At 73.6% G+C, this 17,865-nt stretch carries 12 protein-coding genes and 1 pseudogene; 11 read left to right on the top strand and 2 right to left on the bottom strand.

The window, feature by feature from the left end:
• Positions 1 to 50 precede the first annotated feature (50 nt).
• Positions 51 to 1,364, bottom strand: a complete 1,314-nt coding sequence (gene hmgA, locus ACFY8W_RS32565; RefSeq protein WP_391113123.1) for a homogentisate 1,2-dioxygenase — start codon at positions 1,362 to 1,364, stop codon at positions 51 to 53.
• Between the two features lie 183 nt (positions 1,365 to 1,547).
• On the opposite strand from hmgA, the gene ACFY8W_RS32560 reads away from it, so the two are divergent.
• The 8 genes from ACFY8W_RS32560 (at position 1,548) to ACFY8W_RS32525 (ending at position 13,199) form a co-directional block, all read left to right on the top strand.
• Positions 1,548 to 3,647, top strand: a complete 2,100-nt coding sequence (locus tag ACFY8W_RS32560; RefSeq protein ID WP_391113121.1) for a right-handed parallel beta-helix repeat-containing protein — start codon at positions 1,548 to 1,550, stop codon at positions 3,645 to 3,647.
• Positions 3,648 to 4,222: 575 nt separating this feature from the next.
• Positions 4,223 to 5,050 (top strand): hypothetical protein, encoded by an 828-nt coding sequence (locus ACFY8W_RS32555; protein ID WP_391113118.1) that lies wholly within the window; start codon positions 4,223 to 4,225, stop codon positions 5,048 to 5,050.
• Positions 5,047 to 6,342 carry a hypothetical protein gene (locus ACFY8W_RS32550; protein WP_391113115.1) on the top strand — a complete coding sequence of 432 codons (1,296 nt, stop codon included), beginning with the start codon at positions 5,047 to 5,049 and terminating at the stop codon, positions 6,340 to 6,342. The genes ACFY8W_RS32555 and ACFY8W_RS32550 overlap by 4 nt, the downstream gene beginning before the upstream one ends.
• 124 nt (positions 6,343 to 6,466) lie before the next feature.
• Positions 6,467 to 7,111 carry a TetR family transcriptional regulator gene (locus tag ACFY8W_RS32545; RefSeq protein WP_391113390.1) on the top strand — a complete coding sequence of 215 codons (645 nt, stop codon included), beginning with the start codon at positions 6,467 to 6,469 and terminating at the stop codon, positions 7,109 to 7,111.
• Positions 7,112 to 7,516: 405 nt separating this feature from the next.
• Positions 7,517 to 9,760: a molybdopterin-dependent oxidoreductase gene (locus tag ACFY8W_RS32540; protein ID WP_391113111.1), complete on the top strand. Its 2,244-nt coding sequence runs from the start codon at positions 7,517 to 7,519 to the stop codon at positions 9,758 to 9,760.
• A gap of 122 nt (positions 9,761 to 9,882) precedes the next feature.
• Positions 9,883 to 11,382, top strand: a complete 1,500-nt coding sequence (locus ACFY8W_RS32535; RefSeq protein WP_391113109.1) for a citrate:proton symporter — start codon at positions 9,883 to 9,885, stop codon at positions 11,380 to 11,382.
• Positions 11,383 to 11,677: 295 nt separating this feature from the next.
• The gene (locus ACFY8W_RS32530) at positions 11,678 to 12,343 is read left to right on the top strand and encodes a hypothetical protein (protein ID WP_391113108.1); all 666 of its coding nucleotides are present in this window, start codon (positions 11,678 to 11,680) and stop codon (positions 12,341 to 12,343) included.
• 157 nt (positions 12,344 to 12,500) lie between these two features.
• Positions 12,501 to 13,199, top strand: a complete 699-nt coding sequence (locus ACFY8W_RS32525) for a class F sortase (RefSeq protein WP_391113106.1) — start codon at positions 12,501 to 12,503, stop codon at positions 13,197 to 13,199.
• 162 nt (positions 13,200 to 13,361) lie between these two features.
• Here the strand turns inward: ACFY8W_RS32525 and ACFY8W_RS32520 are convergent.
• A pseudogene (locus ACFY8W_RS32520) lies at positions 13,362 to 13,517 on the bottom strand (transposase); the annotation flags it as partial.
• Between the two features lie 121 nt (positions 13,518 to 13,638).
• Between ACFY8W_RS32520 and ACFY8W_RS32515 the strand changes: the two are divergent.
• The 3 genes from ACFY8W_RS32515 (at position 13,639) to ACFY8W_RS32505 (ending at position 17,710) form a co-directional block, all read left to right on the top strand.
• Positions 13,639 to 14,067, top strand: coding sequence for a protein-tyrosine phosphatase family protein (locus ACFY8W_RS32515; RefSeq protein WP_391113104.1), 429 nt, complete (start codon positions 13,639 to 13,641; stop codon positions 14,065 to 14,067).
• A gap of 1,115 nt (positions 14,068 to 15,182) precedes the next feature.
• Positions 15,183 to 16,574, top strand: a complete 1,392-nt coding sequence (locus tag ACFY8W_RS32510) for an aldehyde dehydrogenase family protein (RefSeq protein ID WP_391113102.1) — start codon at positions 15,183 to 15,185, stop codon at positions 16,572 to 16,574.
• Between the two features lie 56 nt (positions 16,575 to 16,630).
• Positions 16,631 to 17,710, top strand: coding sequence for a zinc-binding dehydrogenase (locus ACFY8W_RS32505; RefSeq protein WP_391113100.1), 1,080 nt, complete (start codon positions 16,631 to 16,633; stop codon positions 17,708 to 17,710).
• Positions 17,711 to 17,865: the final 155 nt, after the last annotated feature.

Below are 17,865 nucleotides of genomic sequence, written 5' to 3'. Positions count from 1 at the left end.
GTTCTCTCCGTACGACGACTACGGGACACCCGGCCGGATGTTACGGGTGTTCACGGCCGGAAGTGGCGCTCAAGACCCTGCCATACGTCGTCGTAGCCGCGCTGCAGGTGGTCGGCACCGGCCGCCTGGGCGGTGGCGGTGACCGGCCAACGGGTCTCGAACATGAAGGCCAGGCCGTCGTCGATCTTCTGCGGCTTCAGCTCGGCGGCGCTGGCCCTGTCGAAGGTCTCCCGGTCGGGGCCGTGCGCGGACATCATGTTGTGCAGCGAGCCGCCGCCCGGCACGAAGCCCTCCGCCTTGGCGTCGTACGCGCCCTCGATCAGGCCCATGTACTCGCTCATCACGTTGCGGTGGAAGTACGGCGGCCGGAAGGTGTCCTCGCCGACCAGCCAGCGCGGCGCGAAGACGACGAAGTCGACGCCCGCGAGCCCCGGGGTGTCGGACGGCGAGGTCAGCACCGTGAAGATCGACGGATCCGGGTGGTCGTAGGAGATCGTCCCGATGACGTTGAAACGGCGCAGGTCGTAGACGTACGGAGTGTGGTTGCCGTGCCAGGCGGCGACGTCCAGCGGCGAGTGGGTGTACGTCGCCGCCCACAGGTTGCCGCAGTACTTGTTGACCACCTCCACCGGGCCCTCGACGTCCTCGTACGCGGCGACCGGCGCACGGAAGTCACGGGCGTTGGCCAGACCGTTGGCACCGATCGGACCGAGGTCGGGCAGCTGGAACGGGGCGCCGTAGTTCTCGCAGACGTAACCGCGGGCCGTCTCGTCGAGGAGCTCGACGCGGAAGCGCACGCCGCGCGGGATCAGCGCGACCTCGCCGGGACCGGCCGCGAGGTCGCCCAGCTCGGTGCGCAGCAGCAGCCCGCCGCGCTCGGGCACGATCAGCAGCTCGCCGTCGGCGTCGCTGAAGACCCGCTCCATGGAGGCGTTGGCGTGGTAGAGGTGCACGGCCATGCCGGCCCGCTGGGTCGCGTCGCCGTTGCCGCCCAGCGTCCACAGGCCCGCCAGCCAGTCCGTACCGGGCGCCGGGTCCGGCAGCGGGTTCCAGCGCAGCCGGTTCGGGTCCGGCACCGTCTCGGTGAAGGGCGCGGACCGCACGGCGCCGTTGTCGATCCGGGTGAACGGCGGATGCGCGGCCGAGGGCCGGATCCGGTACAGCCACGAGCGCCGGTTGTGCGCCCGGGGCTCGGTGAACGCGCTGCCGCTCAGCTGCTCCGCGTACAGCCCGAGCGGCGCCCGCTGCGGCGAGTTCCGGCCCTCCGGGAGGGCACCGGGGACGGCCTCGGAGCTGTGCTCGTTGCCGAACCCCGTGCTGTAGGTCAGCGCTTCGGCCGTCTTCCTCGCCTGTTCCGCGTTCATCGCGTGCTCCTGTCCTGACGCTCACAACAATCCTATGCATGACCGTAGGATTCCGCTCCCGCTCGCGTCAACGGGGACTTTCCGGGCCCTTCCCCGCCTTTCCCCGGATGGCCGCCGGGCTCCTTGGACGAGGTGCGTGCACGGGGGGTTCCCAAAGATGAACAATGCTCTACTCTCACGCGCATGTCGTGGACCCGAAGGTTCGTTCTCGCGCTCTCGGCCGTGCTCGCGGCCCTCGCCACCGCCCTCGTCACCGCCCCCGCCGCCCAGGCGCACGAGGAGCGGCCCGTCACCTTCCCCGACGGCTCCGGCAGCGTCCCCACGCTGCGCACCGGCGAGCCCGATCTGCTCGTGTGCAAGAACGACCCCGCCGACTTCCGACGACGGACCGCCGCCTTCCCCGCCGGACTGAAAGCCCGCAACCTCACCCTCTTCGACCGCTGCCGCCGCCAGGGCTACCGCCACCTCCAGCAGGCCGTCGACGCCGTCGACCGGCCCGGCATGACCATCGCGATCCTGCCCGGCCTCTACGAGGAAGAGCCCTCACAGCCCGCGCCCACCGGCGCCTGCGCCACGCTCAAGGCACCGAAATCCTCCTTCGGCTACCAGATCCTCAGCTACGAGCAGCAGAAGCAGTGCCCCCACAACCAGAACCTCGTCGCGATCCTCGGCAAGAAGAACCTCCAGATCGAAGGCACCGGCGCCTCCCGGCTCGACGTCGTCATCGACGCCAGGTACACCAAACTCAACGCCATCCGCGCCGACGGGTCCGACGGCGTCTACTTCCGCAACTTCACCGCCCAGCGCACCACGTTCAACTCGCTCTACGTCCTCGCCGCCGACGGCTTCGTCATCGACGACGTCCTCACCCGCTGGAACGACGAGTACGGCTTCCTCACCTTCGCCTCCGACCACGGCCTCTACAAGAACTGCGAGTCCTACGGCAACGGCGACTCCGGCATCTACCCCGGCTCGGCCTCGGACATCAACGACGGCCGCGGCTACGACGTCCCCCGCTACTCCATCGAGATCACCGGCTGCCGCAGCCACCACAACATGGTCGGCTACAGCGGCACCGCCGGAGACTCCGTGTGGGTCCACGACAACGAGCTCGACCACAACATGGGCGGCGCCTCCATGGACTCCGCCTTCCCCGGTCACCCCGGACTCCCGCAGAACCACGCCCGCTTCGAGCGGAACCTCATCCACGACAACAACCAGAACTACTACCCGTACGTCGCCGACGGCACCTGCGCCAAACCGCCCGCCGAACGCGGCTACGAACAAGGCGTCGTCTGCCCGCAGATCTCCATGCCGCCCGGCACCGGCATCATCACCGCCGGCGGCAACTGGAACCTCTACGAGAACAACTGGATCTACGGCCACCAGCGCGCCGCCTTCTTCCTCAGCGCCGTCCCCGCGTTCATCCGCGGCGAATCCGCCTGGGGCAAGCAGACCGACACCTCCCACCACAACCGCTACGCCGCCAACCACCTGGGCGTCGACCGCGCCGGCAACATCCGCCCCAACCGCACCGACGTGTGGTGGGACGGCCAGGGCAGCGGCAACTGCTGGCAGCCCGGCACCGGCGCCGGCACCCCCTACGCCCTGCCCGGCTGCGGCCCCCGCCGCGGCGACGTCTCGGGCGACACCCGCCGCCTCGTCGGCGAACCCGTGAAGCTCGCCCAACTCCTCGTCTGCGCCGACTACAACGTCCAGGCCCGCCGCCTGCCCGCCGGCTGCGACTGGTACGGCGCACGCGGCATCCAGCGCGTCGAGACCCAGCTCACCCTCGGCACCGCCGCCGTCCTCGCCCTCGTCGGCACCATCCTGTGGTGGCGCCGGCTCCGCGGCAGCCGCCTCGCGGGTGCGGCCACCCTCCTCGGACTGCTCGGCCTGGCCCTCGACGTCACCGCCTCCACCCTCGCCCTCACCCCGACCGTCCTCCCGGCCCTCGCACTGCTCCTCACCGGCCTGTGGTGGACCGCGCTCGGCATCGCCCTGCGCCCGCACCGCCGCTTCTTCGCCTGGACCACGATCACCCTCGGCGCCCTCACCCTCCTCGACGCCTTCGACAAGGCGGTCCTGATGATCCCCTGGATCCCCCTGAGCCCGGCCTGGATACGAGGCCTGCTCGCGGTGGTCTGGGTGCTGTGGGCCGTGATCGCCGCAGGCACCCGCCGCCCGACCCCCACCCTTCCCCCCGCCCCCGCCCCCCTCCCCACCCCCTCGACCCCTTCTGACCCCTCCACCCCCTCCGGCCCCGCGGGCGGTGCCGCGTGACCGCCCGCCCCTTCCCGACGCCTGCGGCTGGGCTGCCGCCCGCCCCGACCCCGCCCGCCGCTCCCACTGCTGCGGCTGAAGTCGCCGTGATCGCCAAGGTCCTGGTCTCTGCTCCCGCGACTCCGGCCCAGGTCGCTGGGGCCGCCTCGGCTCTGCCCGCCGCTTGCTCGGCTCCGGCCTCGTTGGCCGTGGCCGCCCCGGCTCCGACCGCCGCTTGCTCGGCTCCTGCCCCGTTGGCCGTGGCCGCCCCGGCTCCGACCGCCGCTCGCTCGGCTCCGGCCTCGTTCGCCGTGGCCGCCCGGGTTCAGCTCGCCGCTCGCTCGGCTCCGGCTCCGGCCGCCGCTCCCTCGGCTCCGGCTCCGGCCGCCGAGAGCGCCCCTCCGCCTGCGCCCGTCGCCACCGGCGTTCGGCTTGCGGCCGCCGCCTCCGCCCCTTCACGTCCGCCCGCCACCTCCGCCCCTTCACGTCCGCCCGCCGCCCCCGCCCCCTCACGTCAGCCCGTCGCCACCGACGCTCGGCCGCGCCGCGGGTTCCGCCGCGCCTGGCGTCCCGCGCGGCGCCGCCCGGCCGGTGCCGTGCTCGCGCTCGCCGTCGGCGCGGCGCTGCTCGCCGGCTGTGGTGGGCGCCCCGCCACCCACCACAAGCCCGGCACCAGCCACCAGGAGGCGACCGGCGGCAACGGCACCCTCCTCGAGGCCCGCGACAGCACCGGGCACCGCCTCCGCGAGGTGCCCGCCGCCGGGGCGCCGGCCGTGCGACTGGAGGCCCGCCCCGACAGCGAGGGCGGCTGGAACGTCCACCTCGTGGTGGAGAGGTTCCGCTTCACTCCCGAGAGCACCGGCGGCGCCGCCCTCCCCGGGCGCGGCCACGCCCGGCTCCTCGTCGACGGCCGTGAGACCGCCCGCGCCTACGGCCCCTGGGCCCATGTCCCGGCCGGTGCCCGCACCCTCACCGTCCGGCTGCACGCCGACGACCACACCGCCTGGGCCGTCGCCGGCCGTCCCGTCGAGGCCACCGTCCGCCTCGCCGCCGGAACCTCCGCGGGAGCGACCCAGCCCGCGCCGCCCGCTCCCACGACCGTGCCGAACTCGACACAGACGCCGACGCAGTCGCCGAAGCCGATGCCGAAGCCGGCACCCCAGGGCCGTACCGTCACCATCACCATCACCGGAAACTCCGTACAACCACCGCCTTCCCGAATCGAGTTGAAGAAGGGCGAGCGCGTCACCCTCCAGGTGACAGCCGATCGCGCGGACACCCTGCACGTTCACGGCTACGACCGCGAACTCCCGCTCACCACAGGCCGCACCGCCACCCTGACGCTCACGGTCGACCGCACCGGTCTGTTCGAGGTGGAGACCCACGAGTCCGGACTCGTGCTGACCCAACTCGTCGTCCGGTGACGGCACCCACCGCGCCCGCGCCCCTGTCCCTGCCACTCGCCCATGGCGTGGGCGCCCAGCACGACCTGCCCCTCTCGCCCTTCTACGCCTATGCCGGCGCGTTCGCCGCGCTCTTCGTCTCCTTCCTCGCCCTCGGCCTGCTCTGGTCCTCCTCCCGCTTCCGCGGCGAGCTGGCCGGCCGCCCGCTGCCCGCGCCCGTCCAGCGCCTCGCCGACGCGCCCGCCACCCGCACCGCCCTGCGGATGCTCGGAGCCGCCGCCGCGCTCGTCCTCGTCCTGCACCTCCTCCTCGGTCCCGACGACCCGGACCACAACCCCGCACCCGGCGCCGTCTACGTCCTGCTCTGGGTCGGACTCGTCCCCGCCTCCCTTCTCCTCGGCCCCGTCTGGCGCCTGGTCAACCCGCTCCGCGCCCTGCACGGCCTGCTCCCCGCCCCGCGGCCGCCCCGGCCGCTGCCCGCCCGGCTCGGCATCCGGCCCGCGGCCGCCGGGCTGCTCCTCTTCACCTGGCTGGAGCTGGTCGCCCCCGACAACACCTCAACCCCCGTTCTCCTGGCGGTGCTTGGTGCCCACACCGCGGTCCACCTGCTCGGGGCCGCCCGCCACGGCCCCGCGTGGTTCGCCCACGCAGACCCCTTCGAGGTCTACTCCTCCCTCCTCGCCCGGCTCTCCCCGCTCGGCCGCCGCGCCGACGGCCGACTCGTCCTCCGCTCGCCCTTCAACGGCCTCGACGCCACGCCGCCCATGCCCGGCCTCGTCGCCACCGTCTGCGTCCTCCTCGGCTCCACCGCCTACGACGGCTTCTCCGACAACCCCCGATGGATCACCCTCCTCCAGACCTCACCCCTCGGCCGCACACCCACCGCGACCCTCGGGCTGCTCGGTGCCGTCGTCCTCGTCGCCGCGCTCTACGGGCTGTGCGCCGGCAGCCTCCGGCTGGTCGACCGCGAACTCACCACCCCGCTCACCTCCTTCGCCCACTCGCTGCTGCCCATCGCCCTCGGCTATCTCGTCGCCCACTACTTCACACTCTTCGTCACCGAAGGGACACGCACAGCCATCATGGCAGCCGGCACTGACAACGCCTCCGCGCCCGCCCCGCCCCTGGGTGCCGGCGGCCTCGCCACCCTCCAGGTCGCCGCGATCATCACCGGTCACGTCCTCGGCGTCGTCGCCGCGCACGACCGCTCGGTCCGCCTCTTCCCTCCCGCGCGGGCCGTCGCCGGCCAACTCCCGCTGTTCGTCCTGATGATCGCGTACACCCTCGGCGGAATCGGCCTGCTGATCGCCTGACCACGGCAGGAGCGGCATGATGGTCCCCGTGCCCCAGCCCACCCCGAAGCCCTCGCAGGCCTCGAAGCCCTCGCAGACCCCGGAGCCGGCGCCGGTCCCGAAGCCCTCGCAGACTCCGGAGCCGGTGCGGGCCCCGAAAGCCGCGCCCGCCGCGGGCCCCACGCCCGCGCTCCGCCGCGCCCCCGTCCAGCAGCGCAGCGCCGAACGCCTCGCCCGCATCCTCGACGCCTGCGCCGAACTCCTCGACGAGACCGGCTACGAGCAGCTGAGCACCCGGGCCGTCGCCGCGCGGGCCGGTGTCCCCATCGGCTCCGTCTACCGCTTCTTCGGCAACAAGCGGGCCATGGCCGCCGCCCTCGCCCACCGCAACCTCGACAGCTACGCCGCCCGCATCACCGCCGGGCTCGCCGCGCTGCCGGCCGCCGACGCCTTCGCCGTCATCGACACCGTGCTCGACGCGTACATCACCATGAAACGGACCGTGCCCGGCTTCGGCCTGGTCGACTTCGGGATCCCGGCCGCGGCGCCCGGCGAGGCCACGGGGGACGAGGACCCCAACCTCCGCGTCGCCGACCGGCTCTGCGGGCTGCTGGCAGCGCCGCTCGGCCGCCCCGTCGACGAAACCCTGCTGCGCAAGGTCCTCGTCTGCGTCGAGGCCACGGACGCCCTGCTCCGGCTCGCCTTCCGCACCGACCCGGCCGGCGACCCGGCCCTCGTCGCCGAGACCCGCGAGCTGCTCCACGCGTACCTCGGCCCGTCCCTGGCCTGAGCGTTCCCTCTTCTCGCTGTTCCTCCCCTGGCCGCTCCTCGCCTTGCTGTTCCGCTCCGGGCCGTCGCCTCCTGGCTGTCCGCTCCTGGCCGTCCGCCTCGCGGCCGTTCCCCTTCTGGCCCTCGGCCTGTCCGTCCGCTCCTGGCCGTTCCCCTCCCGGCCCTGCGCCCCCTGGCCGTCCGCCGCCTGGCCGTTCCCTCTGGCCCTCCGCCCCTGGCCGCCCCTCCCGGCCATTCCCCTCCTCGCCGTTCGCGCGTGACCGCCCCCGCCGCCCGCCCGGGAAGGCCGCCCTGCCGGACCGTCTGCCGGCCGGCCGACGCAGGGTCTGTCGGACCTCCCTACTGGTCGGTATGCTCGCGCTTGCCCGCGCGCCACCGTCGTTGCCGCCGCTCCAGGGAGACCTCCATGTCCACCGCCCTGCGCATCTGCCCCCTGTGCGAAGCGACCTGCGGGCTGACCCTCACGCTCGACGGCGACCGGGTCACCGCCGCGCGCGGCGACCGGGACGACATATTCAGCCAGGGTTTCGTCTGTCCGAAGGGCGCCTCGTTCCCCGCGATCGACGCCGACCCCGACCGGCTCGCCCGGCCGCTCGTCCGCGAGAACGGGACACTGCGGGAGGCCGACTGGGCCGAGGCCTTCGACCTCATCGCCGCCCGGATCCGCCCGCTGGTCGACGAACACGGACCGCACGCCGTCGGCGTCGTCCTCGGCAACCCCAACGCCCACACCGTCGCCGGCGCCCTCTACCCGCCGCTCCTCATCGGCGCCCTGCGCAGCCGCAGCCTCTTCACCGCCTCCACGGTGGACCAGATGCCCAAGCACGTCTCCAGCGGACTGCTCTTCGGCGACGCCTTCGCCGTCCCCGTGCCCGACCTCGACCGCACCGACCACCTGCTGATGCTCGGCGCCAACCCGCTGGACTCCAACGGAAGCCTGTGCACCGCCCCCGACTTCCCCGGGCGGCTCAAGGCGCTGCGCCGCCGCGGCGGCACCCTCACCGTCGTCGATCCGCGGCGCACCCGCACCGCCCGGCTCGCCGACCGTCACCTCGCCATCCGCCCCGGCGCCGACGCCCTCTTCCTCGCCGCCCTCGTCCACACCCTCTTCGCCGAGGGACTCACGGACCTGGGCGCGCTCGCGTCGCACGTCGAAGGCGTCGACGAGGTCCGCGAGGCCGTACGGGAGTTCAGCCCCGAGGCGGTGGCCGCCGCCTGCGACCTCGACGCCGAAACCATCCGTACCACCGCCCGCGAACTCGCCGCCGCGCCCACCGCCGCCGTGTACGGACGGATGGGCTCGTCCACCGTCGCGTACGGCACGCTCGGGAACTGGCTCGTCGACGTCCTCAACGTCCTCACCGGCAACCTCGACCGGCCCGGCGGCGCCCTCTTCCCGCTGTCCGCGACCGCTCCCGCGCCCCGGCCCGCCGGCCCCGGGAAGGGCTTCGCGCTCGGCCGCTGGACCAGCCGGGTCTCCGGCCACCCCGAGGCCAAGGGCGAACTGCCGCTGTCAGCCCTCGCCGAGGAGATCGACACACCGGGGGAGGGGCGGATCCGGGCGGTGATCACCGTAGCCGCCAACCCCGTTCTGTCCGCGCCCGACGGCCGCCGCCTCGACGCCGCCCTGGACTCGCTCGACTTCATGGTCGCCGTCGACCCGTACCTCAACGAGACCACCCGGCACGCCGACGTCGTCCTGCCCCCGCCGCCGCCCTCGCAGAGCGCGCACTTCGACTTCGCCTTCAACCAGTTCGCCGTGCGCAACCAGGTCCGCTACACACCGGCCGCCGTACCGCTCGCCGCCGGACGCATGGACGAGTGCGAGATCCACGCCCGGCTGATCCTCGCCGTCTCCGGGATGCACGGTGCTCCGCCGTCCGCCGTGGACGACCTGGCCGTCGACGGCATGCTCGCCAAGGCCGTCGCGCAGGAGCACTCGCCCGTGCACGGCGAGGACCCCAAGGACGTGGCCGCGCGCCTCACCGGAGCCACCGGGCCCGAGCGGCGCCTGGACCTGATGCTGCGCCTCGGTCCGTACGGGCGCTCCCACGGCCTCACCCTCGACGCGCTGCGCGCCGCGCCCCACGGCATCGACCTCGGGCCCCTCCAGCCGCGGCTGCCCGGCCTGCTCAAGACCCGCAGCGGGCGGATCGAGCTGCTGCCCGCGCCGATCGCCGCCGATCTGCCGAGGCTGCGCGCGGCCCTCGACTGCGACACCGACTCCGACTCCGCGGCCGAGCGTGGCATCCTCCGGCTCGTCGGACGGCGCCACCTGCGCTCCAACAACAGCTGGCTGCACAACATCCCGGCCCTGACCGGCGGTTCCAACCGCTGCACCCTCCAGGTCCACCCGGAGGACGCGGCGAGGCTCGGCCTCACCGCCGGCGGCTCCGCCCTCGTCAAGGGAGAGGGCGGTGAGCTGGAGGCCGAGGTGGAGATCACCGACGCCGTGCGCCCGGGTGTCGTGAGCCTGCCGCACGGCTGGGGCCACGACCGTCCCGGCACCCGGCTCGGCGTCGCCGCGGGCAGCCCCGGAGTCAACGTCAACCAGCTGCTCGACGGCTCGCTGCTCGACCCGCTGTCGGGCACCGCCGTACTCAACGGCTTCCCCGTCCAGGTCGGACCCGCCGCGACACCCATGCTGTGACCTGGGGTTTTGCTCGTATTGCTCACGCGTCAACGTCTTGTTAACGCGTGACGGCCCCACCTACCGTCATCCGCACCGCCGCTCTGGCGGGAGTTCAAGGGTGAACGTGAGGTGTCCTTCCCATGCTGACCATCCTCGGCTTCGCCATGATCGCGACCTTCCTGGTCCTGATCATGATGAAGAAGATGTCGCCGATCGCGGCGCTCGTGCTCATTCCCGCGTTGTTCTGCGTCGCCGTCGGCCAAGGGGCGCAGCTGGGTGACTACGTCATCGAGGGCGTCGGCAAGCTGGCGCCCACGGCCGCGATGCTGATGTTCGCGATCGTCTACTTCGGCGTGATGATCGACGTCGGTCTCTTCGACCCGATCGTCCGCGCCATCCTGCGCTTCTGCAAGGCCGATCCCGTGCGCGTGGTGGTCGGTACGGCGGTGCTCGCCGCGATCGTCTCGCTGGACGGCGACGGCTCGACCACCTTCATGATCACGGTCTCGGCGATGTACCCGCTCTACAAGCGGCTCGGCATGAGCCTCGTCGTCATGACCGGCGTCGCCGCCACCGCCAACGGTGTCATGAACACCCTTCCCTGGGGCGGCCCGACGGCCCGCGCGGCCACGGCGCTCAAGCTGGACGCGGGCGACATCTTCGTTCCGATGATCCCGGCGCTCGGCGTCGGACTGCTCTTCGTCTTCGTCCTCGCGTACGTCCTGGGCCGGCGCGAGCGCAAGCGCATCGGCTACCTCAGCCTGGACGACGTGCTCGCGCCGCGGACCGAGACCGTCCTGGTCACGGCCGGCGGCGGCACCGCCGAAGGCGGCGAGGGTACGGGCGAGGGCAAGGCTGCGGGTACGGGCAAGGGCGGGGCCGCGGGTACGGGCAAGGGTGCTACGGGCGGCGCCGCGAGCGGGGCGGGCGGCGGCTCCGGCGCCGCGGTTGCGGAGGGGGACGCGGCGGGGAACGCGGACGGCACCGCGGGCGGCGGCTTCCAGGGGCTCGACCCGCGCCGCGAGACGCTGCGCCCCAGGCTGTACTGGTTCAACGCGGGCCTCACCGTCGCCCTGCTCACCGCGATGATTATGGAGCTGCTGCCGATCCCGGTGCTGTTCCTGCTCGGAGCCGCGCTCGCGCTCACCGTGAACTTCCCGAAGCCGGCCGACCAGAAGGCCCGGCTCGCCGCCCACGCCGACAACGTCCTCAACGTGGCGGGCATGGTCTTCGCCGCCGCCGTCTTCACCGGTGTGCTCACCGGCACGGGCATGGTCAAGCACATGGCCGACTGGCTGGTCGGCGCCATCCCCGAGGGCATGGGTCCGCACATGGCCCTGGTCACGGGCGTGCTCAGCCTGCCGCTCACGTACTTCATGTCCAACGACGGCTTCTACTTCGGCGTCCTGCCGGTGCTCGCCGAGGCGGGCGCGGCGCACGGCGTCTCCCCGCTGGAGATCGCCAGGGCCTCCCTGGTCGGCCAGGCGCTGCACATGTCGAGCCCGCTGGTCCCGGCCGTGTACGTGCTCGTCGGCATGGCGAAGGTGGAGTTCGGCGACCACACCAGGTTCACGGTGAAGTGGGCCGCGTTGACCTCGCTGGTGGTGCTCGCCGCGGGCGTCCTGTTCGGGATCGTCTAGTCCCGCGACCTGACCTTCAGGGCCCCGCAGGGCCCCGGAGGGTCCCTTGGGGGCCCCGCAGGGCCCTTTTGGGCCGGTCGGGAAACGGCCCTTGCGGCCCGGACGGGGCTGAACGGGGCTGGACGGGGCTGGACGGGACGTGGCTGGACGGGGCTCGACGGGGGGCGCCGAGGGCCGGACGGGTGGAAGTCGGAGGGTGGCACGGCACGGTGTCGCGCTCCGTGGCCATGTGGTGACCAATAGTCAGATTATCGGCCCGAGAGATCCGATATCTGACCGACTGGAGGAATCCCGCATGACCGTTCCGGCGCTCCGTCCGCTGCTCACCACCGCCGCCACCGCGCTCGTGATCAGCTCCGCCGCCCTCGCGGGCGCGCCCTCGGCATTCGCCGCGCCCGGCGACAACGGCGACATCAAGATCCATGAGAAGGGCACGGTCGAGCCCGACCCGAGCAACGACCCCAAGGTCTGCGAGTTCCACATCGCCGCCTTCAACTTCGACGGCCTCCAGGACGTCGACTGGCAGATCTTCAACCAGCCGGGGAACAACGGAGCCGTGAAGTCGGGGAGCATCATCCTGGACCAGAACGGCGACGGCTACACCGCCGACATGACGCTCCCCGACGGCATGTACAAGGTCGAGTGGACCTGGGAGGGCCAGCAGGGCGCCAAGAAGAGCAAGGTGTTCCGGGTCGAGTGCGTGACCCCGCCCACCAAGCCGCCGACCCACCCGCCGACCACGGGCGGCAACGGCGACGGCGGCCACCACGGCAAGCCGCCGCACCACAAGCCCCCGCACGGGCCCGTCGGCGCCGGCGGTGGCGGAGCGGCCGACCCGACCTCTCCCGCCACTGACAGCTCCGCCTTCGGCGTCGGATCGGCCATTGCCGCGGGTCTCGCGGGCACCGCCGGCCTGATCCTCATCCGCCGTTCGCGCCGCCGCAACGATGGCGCCGCGTAGGTCCGACCTCCCGCGCGCGGCGGCCCCGGCCGGCCGGGCCCCGGCCCCGCCGCCGTCCGGGCGGAGCCCGCGCAGGTCCCACCCGCGCGGGTCCGCCCGGCGCAGGCGCACCACTCGGCGCCAGCGCAGGCTCCTCCGGCTCGCCAGAACCGTCGCCGTGACCGTCACCCTGGTCGTCGGCGGCGTCTGGTGGGCCCAGGGTGAGGAACCGGCCGGCCCGGCGCTCGCCGCCGGACCCGCGGCGCACGGCGTGACGGCGGACGGCGACGGAAGCCCCGGCGGCAACGGAAAGGGGGCGTCCGGGCACCCGGGCGCCGCCCCGGCCGCCGCCGGGTCGGGGGCCCGTGGCGCGACCGCCGCGCCGAAGCCCCAGCGGCCGCCCGCGCCCCTGGGCCGCTCCCGGCCCACCACCCTCGCCGTCCCCGCGATCACCATCGAGGCGCCCGTCGTCGGACTCGGCCTCGACCGTGCCGGGAGCCTCGCCACCCCGCCCGTCGACAACCCGCGGGTCGTCGGCTGGTACGCCAGCGGCGTCTCCCCCGGAGAACGGGGCACCGCCGTCGTCGTCGGCCACCGCGACACCCGCACCGGACCGGCGATCTTCATCAACCTCAACTCGCTCAACCCCGGCAACACCATCCGGGTCGCCCGTGCCGACGGACGCGTCGCCGTCTTCACGGTCGACCGGGTCCGTACGTACGCCAAGTCGGCCTTTCCGAGCGACGAGGTGTACGGGGCCACCGAACGCCCCGAACTCCGCGTCCTCACCTGCGGCGGAACCTTCGACCCGAAGGAGGGCTACGCCTCCAACATCGTGGTCTTCGCCCACCTCACAGGTGTCGACCGGGAGATCTGACGGGCCCCCGCCACGGACGCCGGGCGTACGACGCCCGGCACCACGGCGACCCGGCAGCGTGCTGATGAGCCCGGACGATCGTGGAATCGACCGAGACGACCCAGTCGAGGTCGCCCTCCGCATCGGTCCGGGCGAGCAGCGTGGTGAAAACCTTATCCAGGTCCCGTCGGCAGCCCACTTCCGCAGCCGGTTGTGGGCACCCTTCCACGAGCCGAAGTGCTCGGGCAGGTCCATCCACGGTGTCCCGGTGCGGTGCTTGAACGCGATCGCGTCGATCACCTGCCGGTGATCACGCCACCGGCCACCCCGCTTCCGTATAACGATCGGATGATCCGAAGGAAGTGGCTAGGCCTGCGGGCCTGGGGAGGCCCCATGCGCCAGACGCCGCGGCCTGTCCGACCCTTATCCGCCGAACGACACACCTAGCTAGGCTCGTCGTGTGATCACAGCCTGGGAGCCCGCGGGCGCGGGTGTACTACGACTTCCCTCGGGTCGGCTCGTTCGTGGTCGAGGGCTCAGTCGACCCCTTCCACCAGGGCCGTTGCCCACCTTCGCGCTCTATCTACTGGGACACGAGCCGCCCTCCGTCGCGTGGGAGGCTCGATGGCTTCGCTGGCCGGACTTCTGGCTGCCGTCCGACCGCGCGGCAGCCGCTGACGCACTGCGCGAGGCGTGGACGCGCGCCGAACACGAGCGCGTCGAGATCGCGTGTGGCGGTGGACGCGGACGCACCGGCACGGCCCTGGCCTGCATCGCCGTGCTGGACGGTGTGCCCAGTCACGAGGCGGTCGCCTACGTCCGCAGGCATTACGCGTCACGCGCCGTGGAGACACCCTGGCAACGACGCTTCGTCTCCCGCTTCCAGTAGGAGCCTGGAGCGGCCATCGGGGGTTTTCCGCCGGATCGGCGACGAGTCGTTGCTGCCGGACCGGACTCCGAAGCGGGCGTCGCCGCCGTATTCATCCGGTCGGCGAGGTGATCCGAAGGAAACGCCCGGTGCCCCGCGAGCAGCGCGAGCGCCTCCTCCGGGCGGCCATCCCGTACGGCGAGTTCGGCACGGACCGACCGCACCTCGTACTGCGCCTGATGGTCGCCCTGAGCCCGGGCGGAACGTTCCGCCGGTTCCAGAAGGGCCGCCGCGCCCGGTTCCGCCGTCCGTATTCGCATGCCGGCCAGGACCACCAGCGCGTACGGGCTGCTCCACGCGGCCTCGGACTCCGCGTCCCGCACGGCCGTCGCCGCCGTCTCGCGCGCCTCGTCCGGCTCCTCGACCGGAGGTGCAGTTCCGCGAGATGGGCCCTCTCGAAGACCGTCGCCGTCGGATCCCCCGAGCGTTCCGCCGGGGCGAGTGCCCGCCGACCCGTCGCGATCGCCTCCCGCCGCCGGCCGACCCGTCGCGATCGCCTCCCGCCGCCGGCCGGCCCGCCGCGCCGTCTCGCGCAGCACCGACAGGACCGAGGCCGGCAACTGGTGGTCCCCGTACGCCTCCGCGTGCGGCAGCGCCCCCTCCGTCACCCGACCCGCCTCCCCGAACCGGCCCGCGAGCCCCAGCGACGTCGCCCGCGCCGCGAGCGCCCGGGCGAGCAGCCCGCGCCGCTCGGGACCGGCCACCGGTCCGCAGCGGCGGGCCGCTGCCGTGCGGGTCGTGGACAGGGCGGGCCGCGGGGCGCGACGATCGGGCGGTGGCCCACGAGGTGGCCGACGAGGTGACCGTGGGGTAGTCGTTCCGGGCCCCTCTGGCGCCAGAAAACTAACAGCGCTAGTTTGGGGTACCGGCGAGTAGCCCGGGCGACCCCGAACGACCGCCCGGCACACCGCCGGCCGGCGGTGTCCACCGGCCGACGGTCCGCCGGTGACACGCACCGCCCGGTGCGCCCGCCGGTTCGCCAGGACACGCACCGCCCGGCGGCCGGCCGGTCTCCGGCGGGCGCACCGCCGGCCGCGCACGCACACCCGTGCCCGACACGCGAGGAGAGACAGCGGATGAAGGCCCACGACGCGATGTACATCGGCGGGGAGTGGCGCCCCGCCGCCTCCACGGAGACCGTTCCCGTGGTCGACCCGGCCACCGAACAGGTCGTCGCCCGGGTCCCGGCCGGCACCGCCGAGGACGTCGACGCCGCCGTGCGCGCCGCCCGCGCCGCCCTCCCCGGCTGGGCCGCCACGCCGCCCGCCGAGCGGGCCGCCCGGCTCGCCGCCCTGCGCGACGCGCTCGCCGCCCGGGCCGAGGAGATCGCCGCCACGGTCACCACCGAGCTCGGCGCCCCGCCGCAGCTCGCCGCCGCCGTGCACACCAAACTGCCGATCGCCGTGGCCGGCTCGTACGCCGAACTCGCCGCCACCCACCCCTTCGAGGAGAAGGTCGGCAACTCCACCGTCTACTCCGAGCCGGTCGGCGTGGTCGCCGCGATCACGCCCTGGAACTACCCGCTCCACCAGATCGTCGCCAAGGTCGCCCCGGCCCTCGCCGCCGGCTGCACGATCGTCCTCAAGCCCGCCGAGGACACCCCGCTCACCGCCCAGCTGTTCGCCGAGGCCGTCCACGAGGCAGGCGTCCCGGCCGGCGTCTTCAACCTGGTCACCGGCCTCGGCACGGTCGCCGGGCAGGCCCTCGCCGAGCACCCCGGCGTCGACCTGGTCTCCTTCACCGGCTCCACCGCCGTCGGCAGGAAGATCGGCGCGCTCGCCGGCGGCGCCGTCAAGCGTGTCGCCCTCGAACTCGGCGGCAAGTCCGCCAACGTGATCCTGCCGAGCGCCGACCTCGGCAGGGCCGTCGCCGTCGGCGTCGCCAACGTCATGTCCAACTCCGGCCAGACGTGCAGCGCCTGGACCCGGATGCTGGTGCACGCCGACCAGTACGAGGAGGCGGTCGGGCTGGCCGCCGCGGCCGTCGCCAAGTACGTTCCCGGCGAACGCGTCGGCCCGCTCGTCAACGCCCGGCAGCGCGACCGGGTCCGCGGCTACATCGAGAAGGGCCTCGCGGAAGGCGCCCGGCTCGTCGCCGGCGGCCCCGACGCCCCGCGCGACACCGGCTACTACGTCTCCCCGACCGTCTTCGCCGACGTCACCCCGGACATGACCATCGCCCAGGAGGAGATCTTCGGCCCGGTCGTCTCGATCATCCGCTACGAGGACGAGGCCGACGCCCTCGCCATCGCCAACGGCACCGTGTACGGGCTCGCCGGCGCCGTGTGGGGCGACCCGGACGAGGCCGTCGCCTTCGCCCGCCGGATGGAGACCGGTCAGGTCGACATCAACGGCGGCCGTTTCAACCCGCTGGCCCCGTTCGGCGGCTGGAAGCAGTCCGGCGTGGGCCGCGAGCTCGGCACGCACGGCCTCGCCGAGTACCTCCAGACCAGGTCCCTGCAGTTCTGAGCGCCGCCGTTCCCAGCGCCGTACCCCGCGTCGTCCGCACAGAAGGAGCCCCACGCGTGATCCGCGCCGCCGTCCTGCCCGCCGTCGGCTCTCCTCTGGAGATCACCGGCATCCAGCTGCCCGAGCCCGGTCCCGGGCAGGTCAGGGTCCGCCTCGCCGCCGCAGGCGTCTGCCACTCCGACCTGTCGCTGTCCAACGGCACCATGCGGGTGCCGGTCCCCGCCGTCCTCGGCCACGAGGGCGCCGGCACGGTCGTCTCCGTCGGCGAGGGAGTCACCCACGTCGCCCCCGGCGACGGCGTCGTCCTCAACTGGGCGCCGTCCTGCGGCGCCTGCCACCACTGCGGACTCGGCGAGGTGTGGCTCTGCGCGAACGCGCTGACCGGCGCCGCGAACGTGTACGCCCGCACCGAGGACGGGACCGAGCTCCACCCCGGGCTCAACGTGGCCGCCTTCGCCGAGGAGACCGTCGTCGCGGGCAACTGCGTGCTGCCCGTCCCCGACGGCGTACCGCTCACCGACGCCGCCCTGCTCGGCTGCGCCGTCCTCACCGGCTGGGGCGCCGTCCACCACTCCGCGCGGGTGCGGGCCGGCGAGTCCGTCGCCGTCTTCGGCGTCGGCGGCGTCGGCCTCGCCACCCTCCAGGCCGCGCGGATCGCCGGCGCCTCGACGGTCGTCGCGGTCGACGTCTCGCCCGAGAAGGAGGCCCTGGCCCGGGCCGCCGGAGCCACCGACTACGTCCTCGCCTCCGAGACCACCGCCAAGGAGATCCGGCGGCTGACCGGAGGCCACGGTGCCGACGTCTCCGTCGAGTGCGTCGGCCGTGCGACCACCATCCGCACGGCCTGGGAGGCCACCCGGCGCGGCGGCCGCACCACGGTCGTCGGCATCGGCGGCAAGGACCAGCAGGTCACCTTCAACGCCCTGGAGATCTTCCACTGGGGCCGCACCCTGTCCGGCTGCGTCTACGGCAACTCCGACCCGGTGAAGGACCTCCCGGTCCTGGCCGAGCACATCCGGGCCGGCCGCCTCGACCTGGGCGCCCTGGTCACCGAACGGATCACCCTGGAGGGCATCCCGGGCGCCTTCGAGAACATGCTCGCGGGCAGGGGCGGCCGGGCGCTCGTCGTCTTCTGACCGCCCGCTTCCGACCGCCCGCTTCCGACCGCCCGCTTCCGCCCGACTGATCCTGACCGCCTGCCCGACCGCCTGCCCGACCGTCTGATCCCGACCGCGCCTGATCCCGACCGCCTGCTGCCCACCATCTGCCGGGTGACGGCAGCGGTCGCTCG

This window comes from Streptomyces sp. NPDC012637 (genome assembly GCF_042954805.1).
Classification (GTDB): domain Bacteria; phylum Actinomycetota; class Actinomycetes; order Streptomycetales; family Streptomycetaceae; genus Streptomyces.
Note: the sequence above shows the minus strand (reverse complement) of the source record. Positions and strands in the feature narration are given on the sequence as shown.